Source organism: Kitasatospora sp. NPDC029367, assembly GCF_055569135.1.
On record NZ_JBVHYH010000018.1, the window covers coordinates 105,185 to 122,534 of the forward strand.

A 17,350-nucleotide genomic window follows, 5' to 3' on the forward strand; every position below is an offset into this window, starting at 1 on the left:
GCAGGGTCGCGCCGCCGCATCGGGCCGATCCGGGGGCTCACCGGTCCGCGGTGAGCTTGCCCGCGACGCCCCAGCTCTCCGGCTGGAACTCCTGGACGAAGACGAACACGCTCTCGGCGGGGACCTCCAGGGTCTCCACGAACGCCTTGGTGACCTTCTCGACCAGCTCACGCTTCTGCTCGACGCTGCGCGGGCCCTGCTGGATGGTGACGATCGGCATCTTCGGCTCCTGACCGGGTGTCCTGCCCGGCTCTTCCGCCGGGCTCTTCCGCCGGGTTCTCCGGCTGGGAACAGTCCACCCGATCAGTGCTGTCCGCACCCAGACCCGAATCGCTCTCGTAGCGATCACGAATCCTGATCGTCCCAGGTCGGGGGCGTTCTGCGGCAGGTTTCCAGGAGCAGCCGGGGCACCGGGGCGGAGCGTCGTACGGCGATCGAGGTGGGCAGCGCCAGCGGGGTGCGGCAGCGGCGGAAGGCGACCCGGTGGGTGTTCACCATCCGGGCGTTGGCCGCGTACACCACCGTCCACATCGGGGTGCCGGTGCCGATCGAGGCCAGGGTGTCCTGGAGGGCGCCGTGCGCCGGGCCGAGGACGGGCCGGAAGCCGGCCCGGGCGCAGGCCTCCGTCACCAGGTCCACCAGCGCCGGGTGGTTGGCCCGCTCGGTCAGCCGCAGCGGCAGCTCGGCGAGGTCCGCGAGGTCCACCTCGGCCGCGTCGGCGAGCGGGTGCCGGGCGGGCAGCGCGAGCACCAACTCGTCCGCCCAGACGGGCAGGAAGCGCAGGTCCGGGCTGTGCTCGGCGATCGCCCCGCGGACGAAGGCGGCGTCCAGCCGACCGTCCGACAGCCGGGCCAGCCGCTCCCGCACCGGGGCGGAGTGCAGTTCCACGCGCACCCCGGGGGCCTGCTGCTGGTAGGCCTCCAGGATCAGGTCGAGCCGCTCGGCGAGCCCGGTGACGGTGCCCAGCCGCAGTACGGCGGGCGCGGCCAGGTCGGCGGCGAGCGCCCGGGCGGCGTCCTCGGCGGCCAGCACGTTCCGGGCGGCGGGCAGGAACCGCTCCCCGGCCGGGGTCAGCCGGACGTACCGGGGCGAACGGTCGAACAGCTCGACCCGCAACTCCCGTTCCAGCCGCCGCACCTGCTGGCTCACCGCCGGCTGCCCGAGCAGCAGCCGCTCGGCCGCCCGGCCGAAGTGCAGTTCCTCGGCGACGGCGACGAAGCAGCGCAGCTGCCGTAGCTCCATGCGGTTCCCCCTGGTGGATCGGTCGTCGCCCCCATCGTCCCAGGCCGGGCCTCGGAGGCGAGGCCGTCCGGGTAGAGCTCCAGCCACACGCCGTCGTCCTCGTCGTCCTCCAGGGCGGCCGGCCATTCGTCCCGCAGCTGTCGGGCCGCGGCGATCGCCGCCTGCCCCCGTCCGCCGCACGGGTAGTCGGCCGGGCCGACTTCCCGTGCGGGCACTCGGGCCGCCGGTGGGGCTGGAACACTTGGGGGCATGACACCGAGCATCGTCGTGCAGTACACCGGGCTCCTGCGGAACAGCTCCCACGATCTCTGGGTGCGGCTGCGGGAGTTGCTGCGCGGCCAGGGGCTCGATCCCGAGGGGACGGTCGTCGTGGACCTTCTCCAGGAAAGCCTCAGTCACGAAGAGGGGCGGGTCATCTCCGCCGACGGCCGGGTCTACGAGTTCAGCCTCCACTACGACCAGGAGCGTGCGGGCGGCGCCCTCGACGCCCACCTGAGTGGGTGGAAGGACATCACGGACTCCTGGCAGGGCGGAGCGCTGGCGCCGCGGACGGAGTTCGCCTTCGCCTGGAAGTCCCGATCGGCGTGACGGTACGGGAGTGGGAATCCGCGCCGGCGGCGGTCGCGGGGCGGGCGGCCGGAAGTCGGCCGGGCCGACTTCCCGTTCCGGTTTCGGTTCAGGCGCGGCGCCGGCGGTAGTAGGCGACGGTGACGAGCACGAGCAGCGGGCCCCAGAGCAGTAGCGGCGCGTAGCAGGCGTCCATCAGGAGCAGGGCCGGCCCGGTCGGGGCTCCCGGGGCCCCGCCGAAGCCGCCCGCCCGGGGGATCGTCAGCAGCATCACGACGGCCGCGCCGAGCAGCGCCGGGACGACCGCCGCCAGCGGCGCGACCCGCCTCCCCCCGATCAGCGGGAGCCAGCGCGGCACCACCTCGCCCCAGGGCTGCACCAGCCCGAGCGTGAGCAGGGTGAGCCCTTCGGCGCCCAGGCTCATCGCGATGCACACGGCGCTGAACCAGCCGGGGATGTCCAGGCCCGTGGTGTCGAACCCCACCGGTACGCCGACCCCCATCGCGATCCGCCAGACCCCGGACGGTACGGCCGTGAGCGCCGCGACGTGCGCGGCCCGTACCGCCCAGCGGGCGGGCGGTCGGTGCGTCGGGGCAGCGGAGAGGGAGGCGGCGGCCGGTGGGTTCCGGTGGGTGTCCATGTCCATGGCCCCCATGCTGGCCCGCGGCCCGCTGCGCCCGGATCCTGCGCGAGGCCCAACTCCGCTCCCCCGCGCGGGGGATGGGGGACGGCGTCCGGTGCGGCACCCCCGGCACCGTGCCGTACCGCGCTGACGTGCATACTTGCCGGACGATCAGGAGGACGGGGAGGCGATGACGCGGTGAAGCTGGCAGAGGCGCTCGCGCAGCGCGCGGCCGCGGTGCGGCAGGTGGAGCAGCTGCGGGCGCGGGTCGTCGGCAGTGCCCGCTACCAGGAGGGTGAGGAGCCGGCCGAGAGCGCGGCGGAGGTCCTGGCCCAGGCCGGAGAGGTACTGGACGAGCTGGAGCGGCTGATCCGCCAGATCAACCGGACCAACTCCACCGCGCGGATCGAGGGCGGCGGCACCCTCACCGACGCCCTCGCCCGCCGGGACGTCCTGCGGCTGCGCCACTCGGTGATCACCGCGGCCGCCGACGCCGCCTCCGGGCGCGACCAGCGCGGAGCCGTACGGCAGTTGCGGTCCGAGCTCCGGATCCTTGCTGCTCTGCCGGTCGCGGAGCTCCGGGCCCAGGCGGACGCGCTGGCCAAGGAGATCCGTGAGGTGGACACCCTGATCCAGCGCACCAACTGGGAGATCGACCTGATCGAGGACTGATCTCCCGGTCCCATGAGCAGGGTGTGGGGCAGCAGGTAGTCGTCACGGAGGCGTGCACACACCGCGGGCCGGCGGTCTATCCGGCCCTTGGCGCGTGAAGAGCAACGCAGGGGTTCGATTCCCCACCCAACAGTGCAGCTCAGCACCGCGTACAGGTGACGGAGCACAGCGCACAGCTCACTACCACGTGCAGATCCGGACGACGAGGGCGGGAACGGGGCGCCCCCCACCCCCAAGCGAGGGCCGTGCGACCCAGCACGGCCCTCGCTGCGTGAGGTCGTACCGCTTCGCCCCCGTGCGGTGCCCTGGTCGTGGGGTGCGGCGCATACTGCACGGCGTGGAACGCGAATCCCTGATCACCATCCTCGAACGCCATGGCACCGACGGCGCCCAGCGGGCCGCGCTGGCCCTGCGGGCCGGGGCCGACTTCCAGGTGTGGGCCGGCTCGACGGCATCGGCCGGCCAGCTGTTCGCCATCTGGGAGTGGCGGGCCCGATGGATGGCGGAGGACGGGGTCGTCACCGCGAAGGACTTCGAGCAGGGACTGCCGGCCCTTCGGCGCGCGGGGGACACCCCGGTCGCCCTGGGGCGGGTGCGGACGGCCGGTGACTCCCACCTCGTCTTCCTGACCGCCGACTTGGGCAGGTGCGTCGCCGTGCTGTAGCCGCCGCGTGCGATCCCCGGTTGCGCAGGAAGTCGGACGGGCCGACTTCCGGTGCGGGGGAGGCGGGGCTGGGGGAAAACGGGTTGCCCGGGGTCGGGGGCGGGGCTGACGGTGTGGTGCACGGGAAGTCGGAGGGGCCGACTTCCGGTGCGGGTGGGGGGGTGTTGGGGTGTTCAACCGGATCGAGCTCGGGGTGGAGCCGCAGGGGCGGCGGTGGGTGCCGCTGGTGCGGGTGTGGATCGACGGTGCGGAGGTGGTGGCGGAGGCCGTCGGGGACGGTGGCCGGGGTCCGTTCGCGGACGAGGTGCTGCCCGTCGAGGGCGACGGCCTCCTGCACGCGACCGCCGATCCCCGGCGGGTGGTGCTGGGCGAGCCCGAGTGTACGGGCGGGTGCTGCGGGTTCGTCTCGGTGGTCGTGCGGCGGTGCGGGGGCATCGTGGAGTGGTCCGACTGGGAGATGCCCTACGAGGCCGCGCGGCTGCCGGACTTCCACTTCGACGCCGATCAGTACGACGCCGAACTGGCCCGGGCCGCACGGCTGCGGCACTGAGCGAGCGCGGTTCTGATCCGGGGGTCGGGGGCGGGTTCGGCGGTGAGGAGTTCGCCGGCTGTGACGAGGGTGGTCCAGTAGCGGGTGGGGTCGCCGGTGCTGGGCAGGGGGCGGGCTGCGGCGAGGGAGAGGTAGGCGGCGGTGAGGTTGCCGGTGGTGAACCAGCGGGCGAGGCCGTGCTGGTGGCCGGCGCGGATGCCGCCCATGGCGTCGATGGCGGCCAGGAAGTGCTCGACGACGGCGAGTTCGGTGGCGGTGAGGGCCTTGGGGACGTCGAAGACGCCGAGGGCTTCGAGGAGTTCGCCGGTGTCGGCCTCGGTGCCGGGGCGGGGGTTGGCGAGGAGGGCGTCGTAGCACTCGTTGAGGCGGATGGTGGTCTCGGCGTGGGGGATGGCGAGGGCGAGGCAGACGGCGCGCGCGGCGGGGAGGGGTTTGTGGGTGCGGCGGGCGAGGATCGCGTAGGTCTCGGCGGGGGTGTGGCCGCGGTCGAGGGCGTGCCGGGCGAGGGTGGGCAGCGGAGGCAGCATCGGGGTGTGGGCTTTCAGGCGGCGAGGAGGGTGGGGGAGGGGGCGACGAGCGCCCAGACGAACTTGCCGATGCCGCCGGCCCTCGGGCAGTAACCCCAGCGTTCGGCCAGCTCGTTGACGAGGAAGAGGCCGCGGCCGTGCTCGTCGGTGGTGGTGGGGGTGCGGAGGGAGGGGCGGCCGGTGCCCGCGTCGTGGACTTCGAGGCGGAGGCGGTCGTTGACGAGGGCGAAGCGGATCTCGATGAGGCGGTCGGTGGGGGCGTCGGAGTGCTGGACGGCGTTGGCGAAGAGTTCGCCGAGGAGGAGTTCGGCGATGTCGCGGTAGCGGTCACCGGTGGGGAGGGCGGCGAGGTAGGCGCGGAGCAAGTACCGGGCGAGGGGGGTGGATTCGGCGCAGGAGTCGAGGCGGGCGGCGAACGCGCGGGGGCGGCGGGAGATGGGCATGGGGGGACCTCGGGAGGGGGCGGAATAGGGGAGCGCGAAAGGCGCGCGCAATCACGCTGTGCACGCGAATGATTGCGTTCTGGTGTCAATCATCGGGGTTGCGGAGGTACGGTGACGTCAGATCGGCGTGCGGTACGCGCGGTGCACAACTGGGGGCAGTCGTGGCACAGGGAAAGACCAGGCGGGGCGCGACTTTCAGCTCCGCGATCATGTTCGGCGAGGAGCTCAAGTACGCCCGAGAGGCGGCGGGCTACACCCAGGGGGACGTGGGCAAGCTCCTGCACTGCGATCGGACGGTGATCTCACGGACCGAGAGCGGGAAGCGGAAGCCGACGGTTGAGGAGGTCGGAGAGCTCGACCGACTGTACGGCTCGGGCGACTTGCTGAAACGACTCTACGGGCGGGTCGACTGGAATGCGTCGCTCGAGTATCCGGACTGGTTCTGGAGGTACGTGGACCTGGAGGCTGTCGCCATCGCGGTGCGGACCTATCAGGACGGCGTGATGGCGGGTCTGTTGCAGTGTCGGGAGTATGCGCGAGCACTTATCTCCGACGGAGACGCGGCTGGTGATCCGGAGGAGGTCGAGGAGCTGATCAACCTTCGGCTCGGTCGACAGAGCCGCTTTCTGGCGCCCGGCGGGCCGCTGCTGATCGTCGTTCTCGACGAGAGCGCCATTCGTACGGTCATCGGCGGGCCCGGGGTGATGAGGGCGCAGATGGAGCACCTGTTGCGGGTGGCGCAGCTTCCGAACGTCGTCCTTCAAGTGGCGCCGTTCACGAATCGGCAGGTGTTCGTCTACAAGGCTATGGTGTTGCTGGAGCTGCCAGATGGGCAGCAGATGGTCTACTCGGAGAGCATTGATCGCGGGGCTCTTATCGATGACCCCGTCAAGGTGACCAAGCATCACCATCGCTTCGATCGGCTCCGTGGCGAATGCCTGTCCGAGAGCGACTCACTTCGGCTGATCGCCGAGATGATGGAGGGGTTCAGAGATGATGAGCAACGAGTTCGCTGTGGCCGAGTGGCGCAAGAGCAGCTACAGCGGCGGCAACGTCGACGACTGCATCGAGGTGGCCCTCGGATTCCTCCCCAGCGCCGTCCCCGTGCGTGACTCCAAGGACCCCAACGGCCCCGTCCTCGTCTTCCCCGCCCCGGCCTGGGAGTCCTTCCTTGCCGGCGTCCAGGCGGGCGACTTCCGCACTCAGGGCTGAATCGTCGCGATCTGTGCTACGAAGGTCACCTAGTGTGATGGGGCTCTATCATGGCTCTATCGTCCCCAGCCGATCGCCAGCGGGAGGCCGCCCATGAGTGCCTCGGAAGTTGAACGTCCTATCTACCCGCCCGTGCGTCCTCGCGTCACGGTGGAAGAGCTGCTGGCTGCCAAGAACACGCAGCCGATTCAGTCGCTTGATGATCTCCAGGCCGACACCTTCGAGTCGGACGAGGAGCTTGACGAGTTTCTGGCGTTCGTTCGTGCTGAGCGTCAGCGGAACGTGGCCTGAGGGAGCAAGGTGCAGCCCGTCATCCTGGACACCGACGTCGCGTCGTTGACCCATAAGCGCAGGTTGGCCGATCCGCTGGCGAGTCGCCTGGTTGGGCGGCGGCCTGTGATCACCTTCGTGACCTTCGGGGAGTTGGCAAAGTGGAGTGAGGTGCGGGACTGGGGAGGGCGGCGCCGTCAGGAGCTCGCGGACTGGTTGTCGGGCATCCCTGTTCTCCCTGGGGATGAGGCGGTGGCGGCAACGTGGGGGCGGCTGTCCGCAGCTGGTCTCAAGGCGGGCTTGCCGCGCCCCGTCAACGACATGTGGATTGCGGCCTGCTGCCTGACCCATGACCTTCCGCTTGCCACCTTGAACTTGAAGGACTACGCGTACTTCATGGAGGAGCATGGCCTTCGCATCCTCGGCGAACAGTAGGCCCGCCCGTCGCTTCTGGGTGGTCAGAGGCACCCCTCCAGATGGTCTATAGTTAACCCATCACCCAGATGCGCGGGTGGCGGAATAGGCAGACGCGCTGGATTCAGGTTCCAGTGCCCGAAAGGGCGTGGGGGTTCAACTCCCCCCTCGCGCACAGCGAATGGCCGGTCGATCTTCGGATCGACCGGCCTTTTTGCGTCACGGCACCAGGCGGTCCAGGAGGGCGTCCAGGCCGGTGGCGAACTCTGCTTCCGCGTCGTGGTCGACCAGCAACGGGGCCAGGGTGCGCAGCAGTGGGTACTCGGTGGCCGGGAGGCGGTGCAGGCCGAGGCGGAGCAGGGGTTCGGGGTCGTCGGGGTTGTCGATCACCTGCCGCTTGTCCACCAGTAGGAAGCCGATCGCCCAGCCGACCACGGTCCGGTAGAGGCGCAGGGTGGCCCGGTCGTCGAGGCCGGCCCGGCTCAGCACGGTCAGCACGAGTTCGTTGAGCTGGAGCATCGAGGCCGGGCGGCGGGCCAGGGGGACGCTGAGCGGGCGGGTGGCCACCAGGGAGAACACCTCCGGGTGGGCGTCGGCGACCCGGTGGAAGGCCCGGGCGACGTGGTGCAGCTGCGCCCGCCAGCTGCCCTCGCCCCAGCCCCCGCCACCGCCCGCTCCCTCACCCACCCGCTCGTTCACCTCGGCGTAGAAGGCCTCCACCATGCCGTCGAGGAGCGCCTGCTTGCCGTCGGCATAGCGGTAGAGCGCCATCGGCTCCACGCCCAGGTCGACGGCGAGGCTGCGCATGGTGAGCGCCGCGAGGCCCTCGCGGTCGACCAGGGCGACCGCCGCGCGCAGCACCCGTGGCCTGCTCAGCCGGCCCCGGGCGGACGGCTTCGGCTCGGGGGTCGAGTCGGTTTCCACCAGTGCCCCTCCCGGGCTGCCCTCGGTCTTGACGTCCGCCGCCACGCGGCACAGGCTGTAAGTATACAAGCGACATTTACGGCAGATACGTATCACCTACGTATACACCACCAAATAAGACATCGGGAGGAGAAATGTCCATCATCAAGATCGAAGTGACCAACGAGAGCACCGTGCTCACCGACCACGAGGTGAGCGCCGTCGTCCCCGCACTCCAGACCCAGGTCCACCGGGACTTCGCCCCGGCGTGGGGGGTCGACGCGGACCTGTCCTTCGTCGCGTCGAGCGCACTCTCCGACAACGCCTGGTGGCTGGTCGTCCTGGACAACTCCGACCAGGCCGGCGCCCTCGGGTACCACGACGTGACCACGAGCTTCCTGCCGATCGGCAAGGTCTTCGCCGCCACCGACAAGCAGTACGGCGAGAACTGGACCGTGACGACCAGCCACGAGCTGCTGGAGATGATCGCCGACCCGGACATCGACCAGGTGGTCTTCGACCAACCGACCGCCAACAAGGGGACGTTGTACTCCATGGAGGTGTGCGACGCCTGCCAGGACGAGAGCTACGCGTACGACATCGCCGGGGTCAAGGTCAGCGACTTCGTCTACCCCGCGTGGTTCCAGTCCGGCCGCCCGGCGAACGGCGCCCGGTTCGACCACGGCAATGCCATCAAGCAGCCGCTCGAACTCCTCTCCGGCGGCTACATCGGAGTCTTCGACGTCTCGGCCGGCACCGGATGGACCCAGAAGACCGCCGCCCTCACCGTCGCCTACCACAGCCGCGCACACGTCGGCAGCCGCCGTGAACGGCGCCGGATCCCGCGCGACCAGTGGCTGCCGAGCAAGCGGCGAAGCTGATGTCCGGCGGCGACGGACTCCAGGCGGTCGAGCACCTGGTGGTGCTGATGCTGGAGAACCGCTCCTTCGACCACATGCTCGGGTTCCTGTACACGGACGAGGGCAACGTCTCTCCGGCCGGCCAGCCGTACGAGGGCCTGACCGGGCAGGAGACCAACCCGGACCAGAACGGCAAGCTCGTCACCGTCCGCCGCATCCGCTCGACGGACCCCCACCCGTACTTCATGCCGGGCGCCAACCCCGGTGAGGGGTACGGCCCGACCAACGCCCAGCTCTTCGGCACACCCAACCCGCCGACGCCGCCGGTCGCCGGGATGCAGGGGTTCGTGACGGACTTCGCGCGGGTGCTGGACCAGCCTCCCCAGCCGAACCACACCGTCCTACCCGGCACCGTCCCGGCCGACATCATGAGCTGCTTCACCCCGGACACCGTGCCGGTGATCTCCGCGCTGGCCCGCGGCTACGCGGTGTGCGACCACTGGTACAGCTCCGTGCCCACCGAGACCCTGCCGAACCGGGCGTTCTCCTGCGCGGCGACCAGCCAGGGGCACCTGGACGACCACACCCACAACTTCACCTGCCCCAGCATCTTCGGCCGGCTCACCAGTGCCGGAGTGTCGTGGCGGGCCTACGGCTACCACGCCGCGCCGCTGGTCTCCGGGAACTTCCCCGACATCCACGGCGCCTCCGCCGACCACTTCGGCGTCTTCACCGCCTTCCAGGCGGCGGCCGCGGCCGGCACCCTGCCCGCCTTCACCTTCCTCGAACCCAGCTGGGGGGCCACCGGGAACAGCGAACACCCGATCCTCGACGTGGCGTTGGGCGAGCAGCTGATCCGGGACGTCTACCGGGCCCTGCGGGACGGACCGGCACCGGCCTGGGGGAAGACCCTGCTCGTCATCACCTATGACGAACACGGCGGCTGCTACGACCACGTTCCACCGCCCACCACCAGTGCCCCGCCCGGCGACGGCACCATCGGCGAACTCGGCTTCGACTTCAAGCGGTTCGGCGTCCGCGTGCCGACCGTCCTCGTCTCCCCGCTGATCGCCCCCGGCACCGTCTTCCGGTCACCCGACGCCGCCGCGCAGCTGGACCACACCAGCATCCTGCGCACCGTCGAGCGACGCTGGTCGCTGCCCGCCCTCACTGCCCGCGACGCCGCGGCCGCCGACATCGAGCCCGTGCTCACCCTCGCCGCGCCGCGTACCGACGACGTCCTCGCGGGCGTCACCGCACCGGCCTCGGCGGCCGTCAACCCCGTCGCCGGAGAGGTCACCCACCTCCAGCAGGTCTACGCCGACCTCGTCGCCCGGCGGCTCATCCCGCCCGGCGCGATCGCCGCGGCCACTGCAGCCACCGGCCCGCCGTCCGGCGGCTGAGCTCCACGGCCACGGCGAACGGCCGGGCGGTCCCCGGACCGCCCGGCCGTGTCACTGCGCCCTGGCTGCGGCCGCAGAACGTCCGCGCATCGCCACCACCGCCACCCCCACCACCACTGCCACCCCCCATCGGCCCCGCACCTGGGTGGTGAGGGGCCGGGGCCGGGACTGTCGGAGGGGGGTGGCACACTCCCCGCCATGAAGATGATCGAAGCGATCGAAGCCGTCCTGCGGGCGCACCACGGGGAGGACGAGCCCGGCTTCCTGGGGGAGTTCACCCTGGCCGGGCGGCTGGCGAGCCGCGGGGAGATCGCGGTCTGCGGTCTCGACGGCCGGGACCACTACACGTTCAGCGTCATCGCCGACGGGCTGCACGAGGTGTACCTCGCGTACGACTGGGACGACGGGCGGGGCGCCACCGTCTCCGCGGTCGCGCTGGTCGCCGCCGGCACCGGCCCCGAGGCGCTGGTGGACGCGGACTGGGAGGAAGCCTCCGACGACGTCAACGAGCTGAGCTACAGCGCGTCGGCGATCTACTCCGCCACCCCGGACAACCTGGCGATCGGCGGGGCCCTGCGCCGGACTGCCGGGTTCGCCGAGGCGGCGGACCCGGCGGCCCACGCCGCCGCCGAGTTCGAGGCCCAGCAGGCGGCCGGCTCCCGGAGCCCGGTGCTCGACGTCCTGGTCGACCCGGCGAGCGGCGCGAACGCCCTGGTCTTCCCCACCTGCGACTTCACCTCGGGCAGCATCCTGGTCGGGCGGGACGCGAGCGGTGCGGGCGTCGGGATCATCTGGTGCCACTTCGACGGGTGATCCACGGCGGGTGATCCACGGCGGGTGACCTGCGAAGGGTGACCCGCGAGGGGCTACCGGGGCGGGGGTGCGGGGCGGGCGGCGGATCAGCCTCCGATCAGCGGCAGAGGGCCGTGTCCACGACCTTCTCCAGGTGCCGGGTGACGGCGTCCTCCGCCGGGATCTGCGTCACCGCGATGCTGACCGCCCGGCCGTCGTCGGTGGCCCCGCCCCGGGTCTCGTAGCCCGGGATGTCCCCGCCGTGGCCCCAGTAGACGCCGCCGCAGGACAGCGGCCGGCTGATGAGCCCCAGCCCGTAGCCGGCGCCGCTGTCCCCGATCGGGACGGTGGTCCGCATCTCGGCGAGCTGGGCCGCCGGGAGCAGGCGCCCGCCGAGCAGCGCGGTGAAGAACTGGTTGAGGTCGGCGTTGGTGGAGGTCATCTGGCCCGCCGCCCAGCCCATCGAGGGGTCCATCTCGGTGGTGTCGATCAGCGGGCCGCCCGGCTTCTCCTGGCGGTAGCCCCTGGGGTGGGCCTCCCGGATGCTCCGGTCACCGGTGGTGGGGAAGTAGGTGTGGCGCAGCCCGAGCCGCTGGACGATCCGCCGGTCGATCTCCTCGCCGAGGGGGCGGCCGGTGATCTTCTGGATGAGCAGGCCGATCACCACGTAGTTGGTGCTGCTGTAGTCGAACTTCTCACCGGGCGCGGAGCCGGCCTTGTGCCGGAAGGCGATGTCCAGCAGCTCGCGCGGCTCGAAGTACCGCTGCAGCATGGTGGCTTCTTCGACCTCGCCCTCGTAGTCGGGCAGGCCGCTGGTGTGCTGGAGGAGCTCGCGCACGGTGATGTGGTTCCCGTCGATCCCCTCCCCTCGGACGAGGCCGGGCAGGTAGGTCTCGATCGGTTCGTCGAGGCGGACCTTCCCCTCGCCGACCAGTTGCAGCGCCACGACGGCGGTGAAGGTCTTGGTGTTGCTGCCGATCCGGACCTGGGCGTCCTTGGGCACCTTCGCACCGGTGGCCAGGTCGGCGACGCCCGCCGTGTAGGACTGGGTGCGGCCCTTGCGGTCCTTGACGGTCGCCAGTGCGGCGGGCAGCTTGTCCTGCCGCACCAGGGCGTCCAGGCCCTGCTGGACGGCGTCGGGCCTGGTGGTGATGGCGGCTGTGGGCGTGGGCGTGGTTGTGGCTGCGGTTGCGGTTGCGGTTGCGGCTGCGGCGGTCGGTGCGAGGACGCCCGCCGCCATGACACCGACCGCCATCGCCACCGCCACCGAGGACGCCACGGCGCCGCGCCGCCCGGGGGTACGAAGCCTCTGCCAAGTCTGCTCGCGCATACGTCAACTCCTGTGAGTCGTAGGGAAAAGGGGTGCTGGGGGCGGGTCGGCCGCCGGTCAGCCCCGGTGGAACTGCTGCTGGACGCACTCCCGGTACTGCCGGAAGCTGTCGGGCTGGTGGCACGGCCGCGTCCGGTCGGCGTACCAGGCCAGCAGGACGGCGGCCAGGACGGACACCGCGATCGCGATGAGCGACAGCACCAGCGCGGCCACGGCCGGGCCGTTCCGGCGGGCCGGGAGGTCCAGGGTGCGGACCACGTCCGTCCGGGGCTCGTCTTCTCGGGTGTGCATCGGCCGTCCTCTCGTCAACTGGCAGGGCACGATCCTGACTTCCGGGTCCCCGGGCGCACATCGCGGAAAAGCGGGAACTGGCCCTCCCTCGATCGGGGGAGGTGGCCGCTGACCTGGCCGGACATACTGGCGGGCATGACCAGGGGAATTCGGCCGCTGCTGCGCGGCTCGACATACACGGGTGCGCTGTTCGCCTACTGCGGCGCGCTGGCGAGCCTCGTACTGCTGCCGGTGGCGCTGGCGCCGGCCCTGGCGTGGCAGTCGGCTCCGTACGGGGTGCGGGCCGCGCTGGCCCTGCTGCTCTGGGCGGTGCTGATCGGCGCGGTCGGGCTGGCCCGCACCACGCGCCGGGTGCTGGTCGCGTCCGCCCGTCGACTGCTGGGGGTGGCGCTGCCGGACCCCGGTCCGTCCGGGGCGTCCAGGGCGGCTGGTGCGTCCGGCGTGGCTGGTGCTTCCGGGGCGTCCGGGGTGGCCGCGACGGGTGCCGCCGACCGCTGGCGGACGCCGCTGTGGCTGCTGCTGCACGTCACCTTGGGGTGGACGGGGGCGCTGACCAGCGGCCTGCTGCTGGTCGCCGGCCTGTCGCTGCCGGGGGACTGGCTCGGCGGCCAGGCGCAACTGAGCCTGTTCGGCCGGTCGGTGTCGGTGTCCGGCGGCGGGTGGGGCCGGGCGGCGGGGGTGGTGTGCCTGCTGCTCGCGGTGGCCGGGTGCGCGGCGGTGGCAGGGGCCCTGCGCCGGCTGGCGCCGCGACTGCTGGGGCCGTCGGCCGCCGAGCGGCTCGCGCAGGCCGCCGAGCGGGAGCGCCGGCTCGCCGAACGCAACCGGCTGGCCCACGAGTTGCACGACTCGATCGGGCACACCCTGACGGCGGCCACCATCCAGGCTGCCGTCGCGGGCGAGGTGCTCGCCGCCGACCCGGTGACGGCCCGGGCCGCCATGCGGAGCATCGAGGAGTCGACCCGGGCCGCGCTGGAGGACCTGGACTACGTGCTGGGCGTACTGCGCGAGGAGGAGGCGGGCACGGCGCCCACCCGGACCCTGGCCGACCTGCCCGAACTCCTGGACCGGCTGCGGCACGCGGGCGCCGTGGCGGAACCGGAGCTGACCGGCGACCTGGCGCAGGTGCCGGGGACGATCTCCCGGGCGGCGTACCGGATCCTCCAGGAGGGGCTGACGAACGCGCTCCGGCACGGGGCGGGCGGCCCGATCACCGTCCGGGTGGCGGCGGGGCCGGACGCGCTGGAGCTGCGGGTGGTCAACCCGGTGGGGGGCCTCGCGGGCGGTGTGGGGGCGGGGGCCGGAGGTTTCCCGACGTCCGGGCACGGCCTGCCCGGGCTGGCCGAACGGGTGCGGCTGCTGCACGGCGAGTTCGAGGCCGGACCGGTCGGGGGCGGACCGGACGGTGGCGGAGCGGCCGGGGACGGGTGCTGGCGCCTCGCCGTCCGGCTGCCGGTCCGGGCGGCGGTGTGACCACCGCGCCCGAGGCCCCCGTCACGCTGCTGATCGCGGACGACGACGCCATCACCCGCAGCGGCCTGCGCACCCTGCTCGGCGTCCAGCCCGGGATCGAGGTGGTCGGCGAGGCCGCCGACGGGGTGGAGGCGGTCGAGCAGGCGCTGCGGCTGCGGCCCGACGTCGTCCTGATGGACGTACGGATGCCGCGCCGCAACGGCATCGAGGCCACCCGGCACCTGCTGGCGGAGTCCACCGAGCCGCCGAAGGTCGTGGTGATCACCACCTTCGAGAACGACGGCTACGTCACCGCCGCGCTCAGCGCCGGGGCCAGCGGCTTCGTGCTCAAACGCCTACCGGTCCGGCAGATCGCCGAAGCGGTACGGGTGGTGGCGGCGGGCGAGGCGATCCTCTTCCCGGCGGCGCTGCGCCGGATGGTCGCCGCCCGGCCGCTGGACTCCACCGAGGCCCTGCCGCAGGCGGCGCTGACCGGGCGGGAGGAGGAGGTGCTGCGGCTGATGGCCACCGGACTGTCCAATCCGGAGATCGCCGAGGCGCTGACGGTCAGCCTGGAGACCGTCAAGACCCACGTCGGGAACGTGCTCACCAAGCTCGGCGCGCAGAACCGCACCCACGCGGTGGTGATCGCGTACGAGTCCGGACTGGTGGTGCCGGGCTTCACCGGGTGAACCTGCGTCGGTTGAGCCTGCCTCGGTTGAGCCTGGCTGCCTCACCCGCCGGTCCGGGCCCCCACTAGGCTGGACCGGTCGGTCGGCCGACCGGCCGGACGCGCCTGGGGGAGGAAACGGCACGTGACTTTGTCGGAACACGATCCGCGGGAGATCGGCGGATACCTCCTGGAGGGCAGGCTCGGCGCGGGCGGGATGGGCGTCGTCTACCGCGCCCGGTCGGTGTCCGGCCGCCAGGTGGCCGTCAAGGTCATCCGGCCCGAACTGGCCGCGGACGCCGAGTTCCGGGCCCGTTTCCGGCAGGAGGTCACCGCCGCCCGCAAGGTCAGCGGCGCCTTCACCGCGCCCGTCCTCGACGCGGACCCCGAAGCCCCGGCGCCCTGGCTGGCCACCCTCTTCGTCCCCGGCCCCTCCCTGGGCGAACGGGTCTCCGGACAGGGCCCGTTGGCCCCGACCGAGGTGCGGCGCCTCGCCGCCGGACTCGCCGAGGCGCTCCAGGAGATCCACCGCGTCGGGCTGATCCACCGCGACCTCAAGCCCGGCAACGTGCTGCTCGCCGAGGACGGGCCGCGCGTCATCGACTTCGGCATCGCGCGCAGCGCCGGCGAGACCCAGCTCACCAGCACCGGCGTCGCCGTCGGCACCCCGCCGTTCATGGCCCCCGAACAGTTCCGCAACGGCACGGCGACCACGGCCACCGACGTGTTCGCCCTCGGCTCCGTACTGGCCTTCGCCGCCACCGGGCGCGGCCCCTTCGGCGCGGACTCCTCGCACGCCGTGGGCTTCCGGGTCGTCTACGAGGAGCCGGACCTGGCCGGGCTGGCGCCCGAGCTGTATCCGCTGATCATCGGGTGCCTGGCCAAGGAGCCGGAGCAACGGCCCACGGTGGAGGGGCTGTTGCGGATGACGGGGGAGGGGGCGAGGGGGCGGACGGTCCAGCTGCGGACGGGGCCGGTGGCGCCTGCTGCCCCGGGTCCTGTTGCTGCCCCGGCTCCTGCTCCTGCTTCGGTCGTGCCGACGCCGACGGCCCCCAACCCGGTCGCTCCGGCGCCGGTGCCGACACCGGCGCAGGTGCAGGTGCAGGTGCCGCCACCGATGGCGCCGACCGTACCGCCGCACCTGCCGACCGCCCCGTCCGCGGCCACCTCCGCCGTCCCCGGCGGCCGACCCCGCCCGCGCAAGGCCCTGCTGGTCGGCGCCGCCGTGGCCGCCGTCGTGGTCGCCGCGGCGGGCACGCTCGGCTACCTCACCTGGCAGGACCGGCAGCCGGGCACCGGGCAGACGGGGCAGGCCGGGCAGACCGGCCCGTCCGCCCCCGCCTCCGGCGTCAGCTGCGCCCCGGCCGGACAGGCCACCATCGGCGTGGACGGAATGGAGGCCGCCCTCGTCGAGCGGTGGACGGCGGACTTCGGCAAGGCCTGCCCGGGCAACCGGCTCACCTACAAGGGCCCTGCGGCCCCCGGCGCCGACGACCCGTTCAAGACCGCCAACGCGACCCTCTTCGCCGACGGCGGGCTCGACGCCGCAGGTTTCGACACTACGCTGACCGAGCAGCAGGCGGTCACGTACGGCAAGCGCTGCGCCACCGGCCAGGTGTCCCAGCTCCCGGTCACCGTGGCCCCCGTCGCGGTCGTCTTCAACGTGCCCGGCGTGGCCGACCTGGTACTCGACGCCCCGACGCTCGCCAAGATCTTCCGGAAGCAGATCCAGGCCTGGAACGACCCGGCGATCAGGGCGCTCAACCCGGCGGCGGTGCTGCCCGGTTCACCGATCGACGTGCGGGTCCCGGCCGGGCTGTCCTGGTCCTCCTACGTGTTCTCCCAGTACCTCGGCAAGGCCGCGCCCGCCGACTGGCCGTACGAGGTGAGCGCGGTCTGGGGCTCCGAGGTGAAGGCCCAGCCGGGGGCGACCGAGGCGAGCATCCCTGGCGCCGTCGCCGGTGCCCAGTGGTCGATCGGCTTCGTCCCGCTGCGGGCCGTCGGGAACCTCCACACGGTCCGGGTGCGGACCGGTGACTCCGACGCGGCCCCGAGCACCGCGACCGCCAATGCGATGGCCGCGACCGGCACGGTGGAGACCTCGGGCAGTCGGCTGTCGGTGAAGCTCGACTACCAGAAGCCGGTCAAGGGCGGCTATCCCGTGGTCGGCATCGGCTACCTCGGCTTCTGCGAGCGCGGCGGGAACTCCGCCGTGGTGGCGGGCCTCGCGTCCTACGCGGTCAGCGGCCCGGGCCAGGCGAGCGGCGAGTCGATGAAGTACGGCACGCTGCCCCCGGCGGTCGTCCAGCAGGTGCAGGGGGCACTGGCCGGGCTCCGCGCCCAGTAGCGGAACCGCCCCGCCCCGGAACGCGGACGCGGGGGGGGGGGGGGGGGGGGGGGGGGGGGGGGGGGGGGGGGGGGGGGGGGGGGGGGGGGGGGGGGGGGGGGGGGGGGGGGGGGGGGGGGGGG

General features: G+C 72.7%; 22 protein-coding genes and 1 tRNA gene. 15 read left to right on the top strand and 8 right to left on the bottom strand.

What is annotated here, in order from left to right:
• Positions 1-37 precede the first annotated feature (37 nt).
• Both dmpI and ACZ4W5_RS13070 read right to left on the bottom strand, forming a co-directional pair.
• Positions 38-220: a 4-oxalocrotonate tautomerase DmpI gene (dmpI, locus tag ACZ4W5_RS13065; RefSeq protein WP_360243465.1), complete on the bottom strand. Its 183-nt coding sequence runs from the start codon at positions 218-220 to the stop codon at positions 38-40.
• Positions 221-345: 125 nt separating this feature from the next.
• The gene (locus ACZ4W5_RS13070) at positions 346-1,242 is read right to left on the bottom strand and encodes a LysR family transcriptional regulator (protein ID WP_465654207.1); all 897 of its coding nucleotides are present in this window, start codon (positions 1,240-1,242) and stop codon (positions 346-348) included.
• Between the two features lie 249 nt (positions 1,243-1,491).
• On the opposite strand from ACZ4W5_RS13070, the gene ACZ4W5_RS13075 reads away from it, so the two are divergent.
• Entirely contained in the window at positions 1,492-1,830 is a 339-nt protein-coding gene (locus tag ACZ4W5_RS13075; protein WP_360243459.1) for a hypothetical protein, read from the top strand.
• Positions 1,831-1,918: 88 nt separating this feature from the next.
• Here the strand turns inward: ACZ4W5_RS13075 and ACZ4W5_RS13080 are convergent, their stop codons facing one another.
• Entirely contained in the window at positions 1,919-2,455 is a 537-nt protein-coding gene (locus tag ACZ4W5_RS13080) for a hypothetical protein (protein WP_465654209.1), read from the bottom strand.
• A gap of 174 nt (positions 2,456-2,629) precedes the next feature.
• Here ACZ4W5_RS13080 and ACZ4W5_RS13085 point away from each other — a divergent pair, with 174 nt between their 5' ends.
• The 3 genes from ACZ4W5_RS13085 to ACZ4W5_RS13095 all read left to right on the top strand — a co-directional run bounded on the left by ACZ4W5_RS13085 (position 2,630) and on the right by ACZ4W5_RS13095 (position 4,317).
• Positions 2,630-3,103 carry a DIP1984 family protein gene (locus ACZ4W5_RS13085; protein ID WP_402484387.1) on the top strand — a complete coding sequence of 158 codons (474 nt, stop codon included), beginning with the start codon at positions 2,630-2,632 and terminating at the stop codon, positions 3,101-3,103.
• A 337-nt stretch (positions 3,104-3,440) separates the two neighbouring features.
• The gene (locus ACZ4W5_RS13090; RefSeq protein ID WP_465654211.1) at positions 3,441-3,767 is read left to right on the top strand and encodes a hypothetical protein; all 327 of its coding nucleotides are present in this window, start codon (positions 3,441-3,443) and stop codon (positions 3,765-3,767) included.
• 169 nt (positions 3,768-3,936) lie between these two features.
• Positions 3,937-4,317, top strand: a complete 381-nt coding sequence (locus ACZ4W5_RS13095) for a hypothetical protein (RefSeq protein ID WP_465654213.1) — start codon at positions 3,937-3,939, stop codon at positions 4,315-4,317.
• Here ACZ4W5_RS13095 and ACZ4W5_RS13100 read toward each other — a convergent pair.
• Positions 4,272-4,844 (bottom strand): hypothetical protein, encoded by a 573-nt coding sequence (locus ACZ4W5_RS13100; protein ID WP_465654214.1) that lies wholly within the window; start codon positions 4,842-4,844, stop codon positions 4,272-4,274. The genes ACZ4W5_RS13095 and ACZ4W5_RS13100 overlap by 46 nt on opposite strands.
• 14 nt (positions 4,845-4,858) lie before the next feature.
• Positions 4,859-5,287, bottom strand: a complete 429-nt coding sequence (locus ACZ4W5_RS13105; protein ID WP_465654215.1) for an ATP-binding protein — start codon at positions 5,285-5,287, stop codon at positions 4,859-4,861.
• Positions 5,288-5,496: 209 nt separating this feature from the next.
• Between ACZ4W5_RS13105 and ACZ4W5_RS13110 the strand changes: the two genes are divergently transcribed.
• The 5 genes from ACZ4W5_RS13110 (at position 5,497) to ACZ4W5_RS13130 (ending at position 7,358) form a co-directional block, all read left to right on the top strand.
• Positions 5,497-6,399, top strand: coding sequence for a helix-turn-helix domain-containing protein (locus ACZ4W5_RS13110; protein WP_465654217.1), 903 nt, complete (start codon positions 5,497-5,499; stop codon positions 6,397-6,399).
• On the top strand, positions 6,359-6,499 hold the full coding sequence (locus ACZ4W5_RS13115) for a DUF397 domain-containing protein (RefSeq protein ID WP_465654218.1): 141 nt from the start codon (positions 6,359-6,361) through the stop codon (positions 6,497-6,499). Before ACZ4W5_RS13110 ends, ACZ4W5_RS13115 begins: the two co-directional genes overlap by 41 nt.
• 93 nt (positions 6,500-6,592) lie before the next feature.
• The gene (locus tag ACZ4W5_RS13120; protein WP_465654219.1) at positions 6,593-6,790 is read left to right on the top strand and encodes a hypothetical protein; all 198 of its coding nucleotides are present in this window, start codon (positions 6,593-6,595) and stop codon (positions 6,788-6,790) included.
• Between the two features lie 9 nt (positions 6,791-6,799).
• Complete coding sequence (locus ACZ4W5_RS13125; protein WP_465654220.1) at positions 6,800-7,204, top strand: PIN domain-containing protein; 405 nt, start codon at positions 6,800-6,802, stop codon at positions 7,202-7,204.
• 70 nt (positions 7,205-7,274) lie between these two features.
• A tRNA-Leu gene (locus tag ACZ4W5_RS13130) sits at positions 7,275-7,358 on the top strand.
• Between the two features lie 44 nt (positions 7,359-7,402).
• Here ACZ4W5_RS13130 and ACZ4W5_RS13135 read toward each other — a convergent pair.
• Positions 7,403-8,152, bottom strand: coding sequence for a TetR/AcrR family transcriptional regulator (locus tag ACZ4W5_RS13135; protein WP_465654222.1), 750 nt, complete (start codon positions 8,150-8,152; stop codon positions 7,403-7,405).
• 89 nt (positions 8,153-8,241) lie between these two features.
• Here ACZ4W5_RS13135 and ACZ4W5_RS13140 point away from each other — a divergent pair, with 89 nt between their 5' ends.
• The 3 genes from ACZ4W5_RS13140 to ACZ4W5_RS13150 all read left to right on the top strand — a co-directional run bounded on the left by ACZ4W5_RS13140 (position 8,242) and on the right by ACZ4W5_RS13150 (position 11,162).
• Complete coding sequence (locus ACZ4W5_RS13140) at positions 8,242-8,967, top strand: hypothetical protein (RefSeq protein ID WP_360243426.1); 726 nt, start codon at positions 8,242-8,244, stop codon at positions 8,965-8,967.
• Entirely contained in the window at positions 8,940-10,349 is a 1,410-nt protein-coding gene (locus tag ACZ4W5_RS13145; protein ID WP_465654225.1) for an alkaline phosphatase family protein, read from the top strand. The genes ACZ4W5_RS13140 and ACZ4W5_RS13145 overlap by 28 nt, the downstream gene beginning before the upstream one ends.
• 198 nt (positions 10,350-10,547) lie before the next feature.
• Complete coding sequence (locus ACZ4W5_RS13150) at positions 10,548-11,162, top strand: hypothetical protein (RefSeq protein ID WP_465654227.1); 615 nt, start codon at positions 10,548-10,550, stop codon at positions 11,160-11,162.
• A 97-nt stretch (positions 11,163-11,259) separates the two neighbouring features.
• Here the strand turns inward: ACZ4W5_RS13150 and ACZ4W5_RS13155 are convergent, their stop codons facing one another.
• Both ACZ4W5_RS13155 and ACZ4W5_RS13160 read right to left on the bottom strand, forming a co-directional pair.
• Positions 11,260-12,471 (bottom strand): serine hydrolase domain-containing protein, encoded by a 1,212-nt coding sequence (locus ACZ4W5_RS13155; protein ID WP_465654229.1) that lies wholly within the window; start codon positions 12,469-12,471, stop codon positions 11,260-11,262.
• Between the two features lie 57 nt (positions 12,472-12,528).
• Positions 12,529-12,762 (bottom strand): hypothetical protein, encoded by a 234-nt coding sequence (locus ACZ4W5_RS13160; RefSeq protein ID WP_465654231.1) that lies wholly within the window; start codon positions 12,760-12,762, stop codon positions 12,529-12,531.
• Between the two features lie 135 nt (positions 12,763-12,897).
• Here ACZ4W5_RS13160 and ACZ4W5_RS13165 point away from each other — a divergent pair, with 135 nt between their 5' ends.
• From ACZ4W5_RS13165 to ACZ4W5_RS13175, 3 genes are all read left to right on the top strand, one after another.
• The gene (locus tag ACZ4W5_RS13165) at positions 12,898-14,232 is read left to right on the top strand and encodes a sensor histidine kinase (protein ID WP_465654233.1); all 1,335 of its coding nucleotides are present in this window, start codon (positions 12,898-12,900) and stop codon (positions 14,230-14,232) included.
• Entirely contained in the window at positions 14,229-14,903 is a 675-nt protein-coding gene (locus ACZ4W5_RS13170; protein WP_465654235.1) for a response regulator, read from the top strand. The genes ACZ4W5_RS13165 and ACZ4W5_RS13170 overlap by 4 nt, the downstream gene beginning before the upstream one ends.
• A gap of 123 nt (positions 14,904-15,026) precedes the next feature.
• Entirely contained in the window at positions 15,027-17,228 is a 2,202-nt protein-coding gene (locus ACZ4W5_RS13175; RefSeq protein ID WP_465654237.1) for a serine/threonine-protein kinase, read from the top strand.
• Positions 17,229-17,350: the final 122 nt, after the last annotated feature.

Coding starts and splice junctions, on each gene's coding strand:
- ACZ4W5_RS13150 (WP_465654227.1), top strand. CDS start 10,548: ATGAAGATGATCGAAGCGATCGAAGCCGTCCTGCGGGCGCACCACGGG.
- ACZ4W5_RS13075 (WP_360243459.1), top strand. CDS start 1,492: ATGACACCGAGCATCGTCGTGCAGTACACCGGGCTCCTGCGGAACAGC.
- ACZ4W5_RS13155 (WP_465654229.1), bottom strand. CDS start 12,471: ATGCGCGAGCAGACTTGGCAGAGGCTTCGTACCCCCGGGCGGCGCGGC.
- ACZ4W5_RS13110 (WP_465654217.1), top strand. CDS start 5,497: ATGTTCGGCGAGGAGCTCAAGTACGCCCGAGAGGCGGCGGGCTACACC.
- ACZ4W5_RS13165 (WP_465654233.1), top strand. CDS start 12,898: ATGACCAGGGGAATTCGGCCGCTGCTGCGCGGCTCGACATACACGGGT.
- ACZ4W5_RS13160 (WP_465654231.1), bottom strand. CDS start 12,762: ATGCACACCCGAGAAGACGAGCCCCGGACGGACGTGGTCCGCACCCTG.
- ACZ4W5_RS13120 (WP_465654219.1), top strand. CDS start 6,593: ATGAGTGCCTCGGAAGTTGAACGTCCTATCTACCCGCCCGTGCGTCCT.
- ACZ4W5_RS13080 (WP_465654209.1), bottom strand. CDS start 2,455: ATGGACATGGACACCCACCGGAACCCACCGGCCGCCGCCTCCCTCTCC.
- dmpI (WP_360243465.1), bottom strand. CDS start 220: ATGCCGATCGTCACCATCCAGCAGGGCCCGCGCAGCGTCGAGCAGAAG.
- ACZ4W5_RS13100 (WP_465654214.1), bottom strand. CDS start 4,844: ATGCTGCCTCCGCTGCCCACCCTCGCCCGGCACGCCCTCGACCGCGGC.
- ACZ4W5_RS13140 (WP_360243426.1), top strand. CDS start 8,242: ATGTCCATCATCAAGATCGAAGTGACCAACGAGAGCACCGTGCTCACC.
- ACZ4W5_RS13105 (WP_465654215.1), bottom strand. CDS start 5,287: ATGCCCATCTCCCGCCGCCCCCGCGCGTTCGCCGCCCGCCTCGACTCC.
- ACZ4W5_RS13070 (WP_465654207.1), bottom strand. CDS start 1,242: ATGGAGCTACGGCAGCTGCGCTGCTTCGTCGCCGTCGCCGAGGAACTG.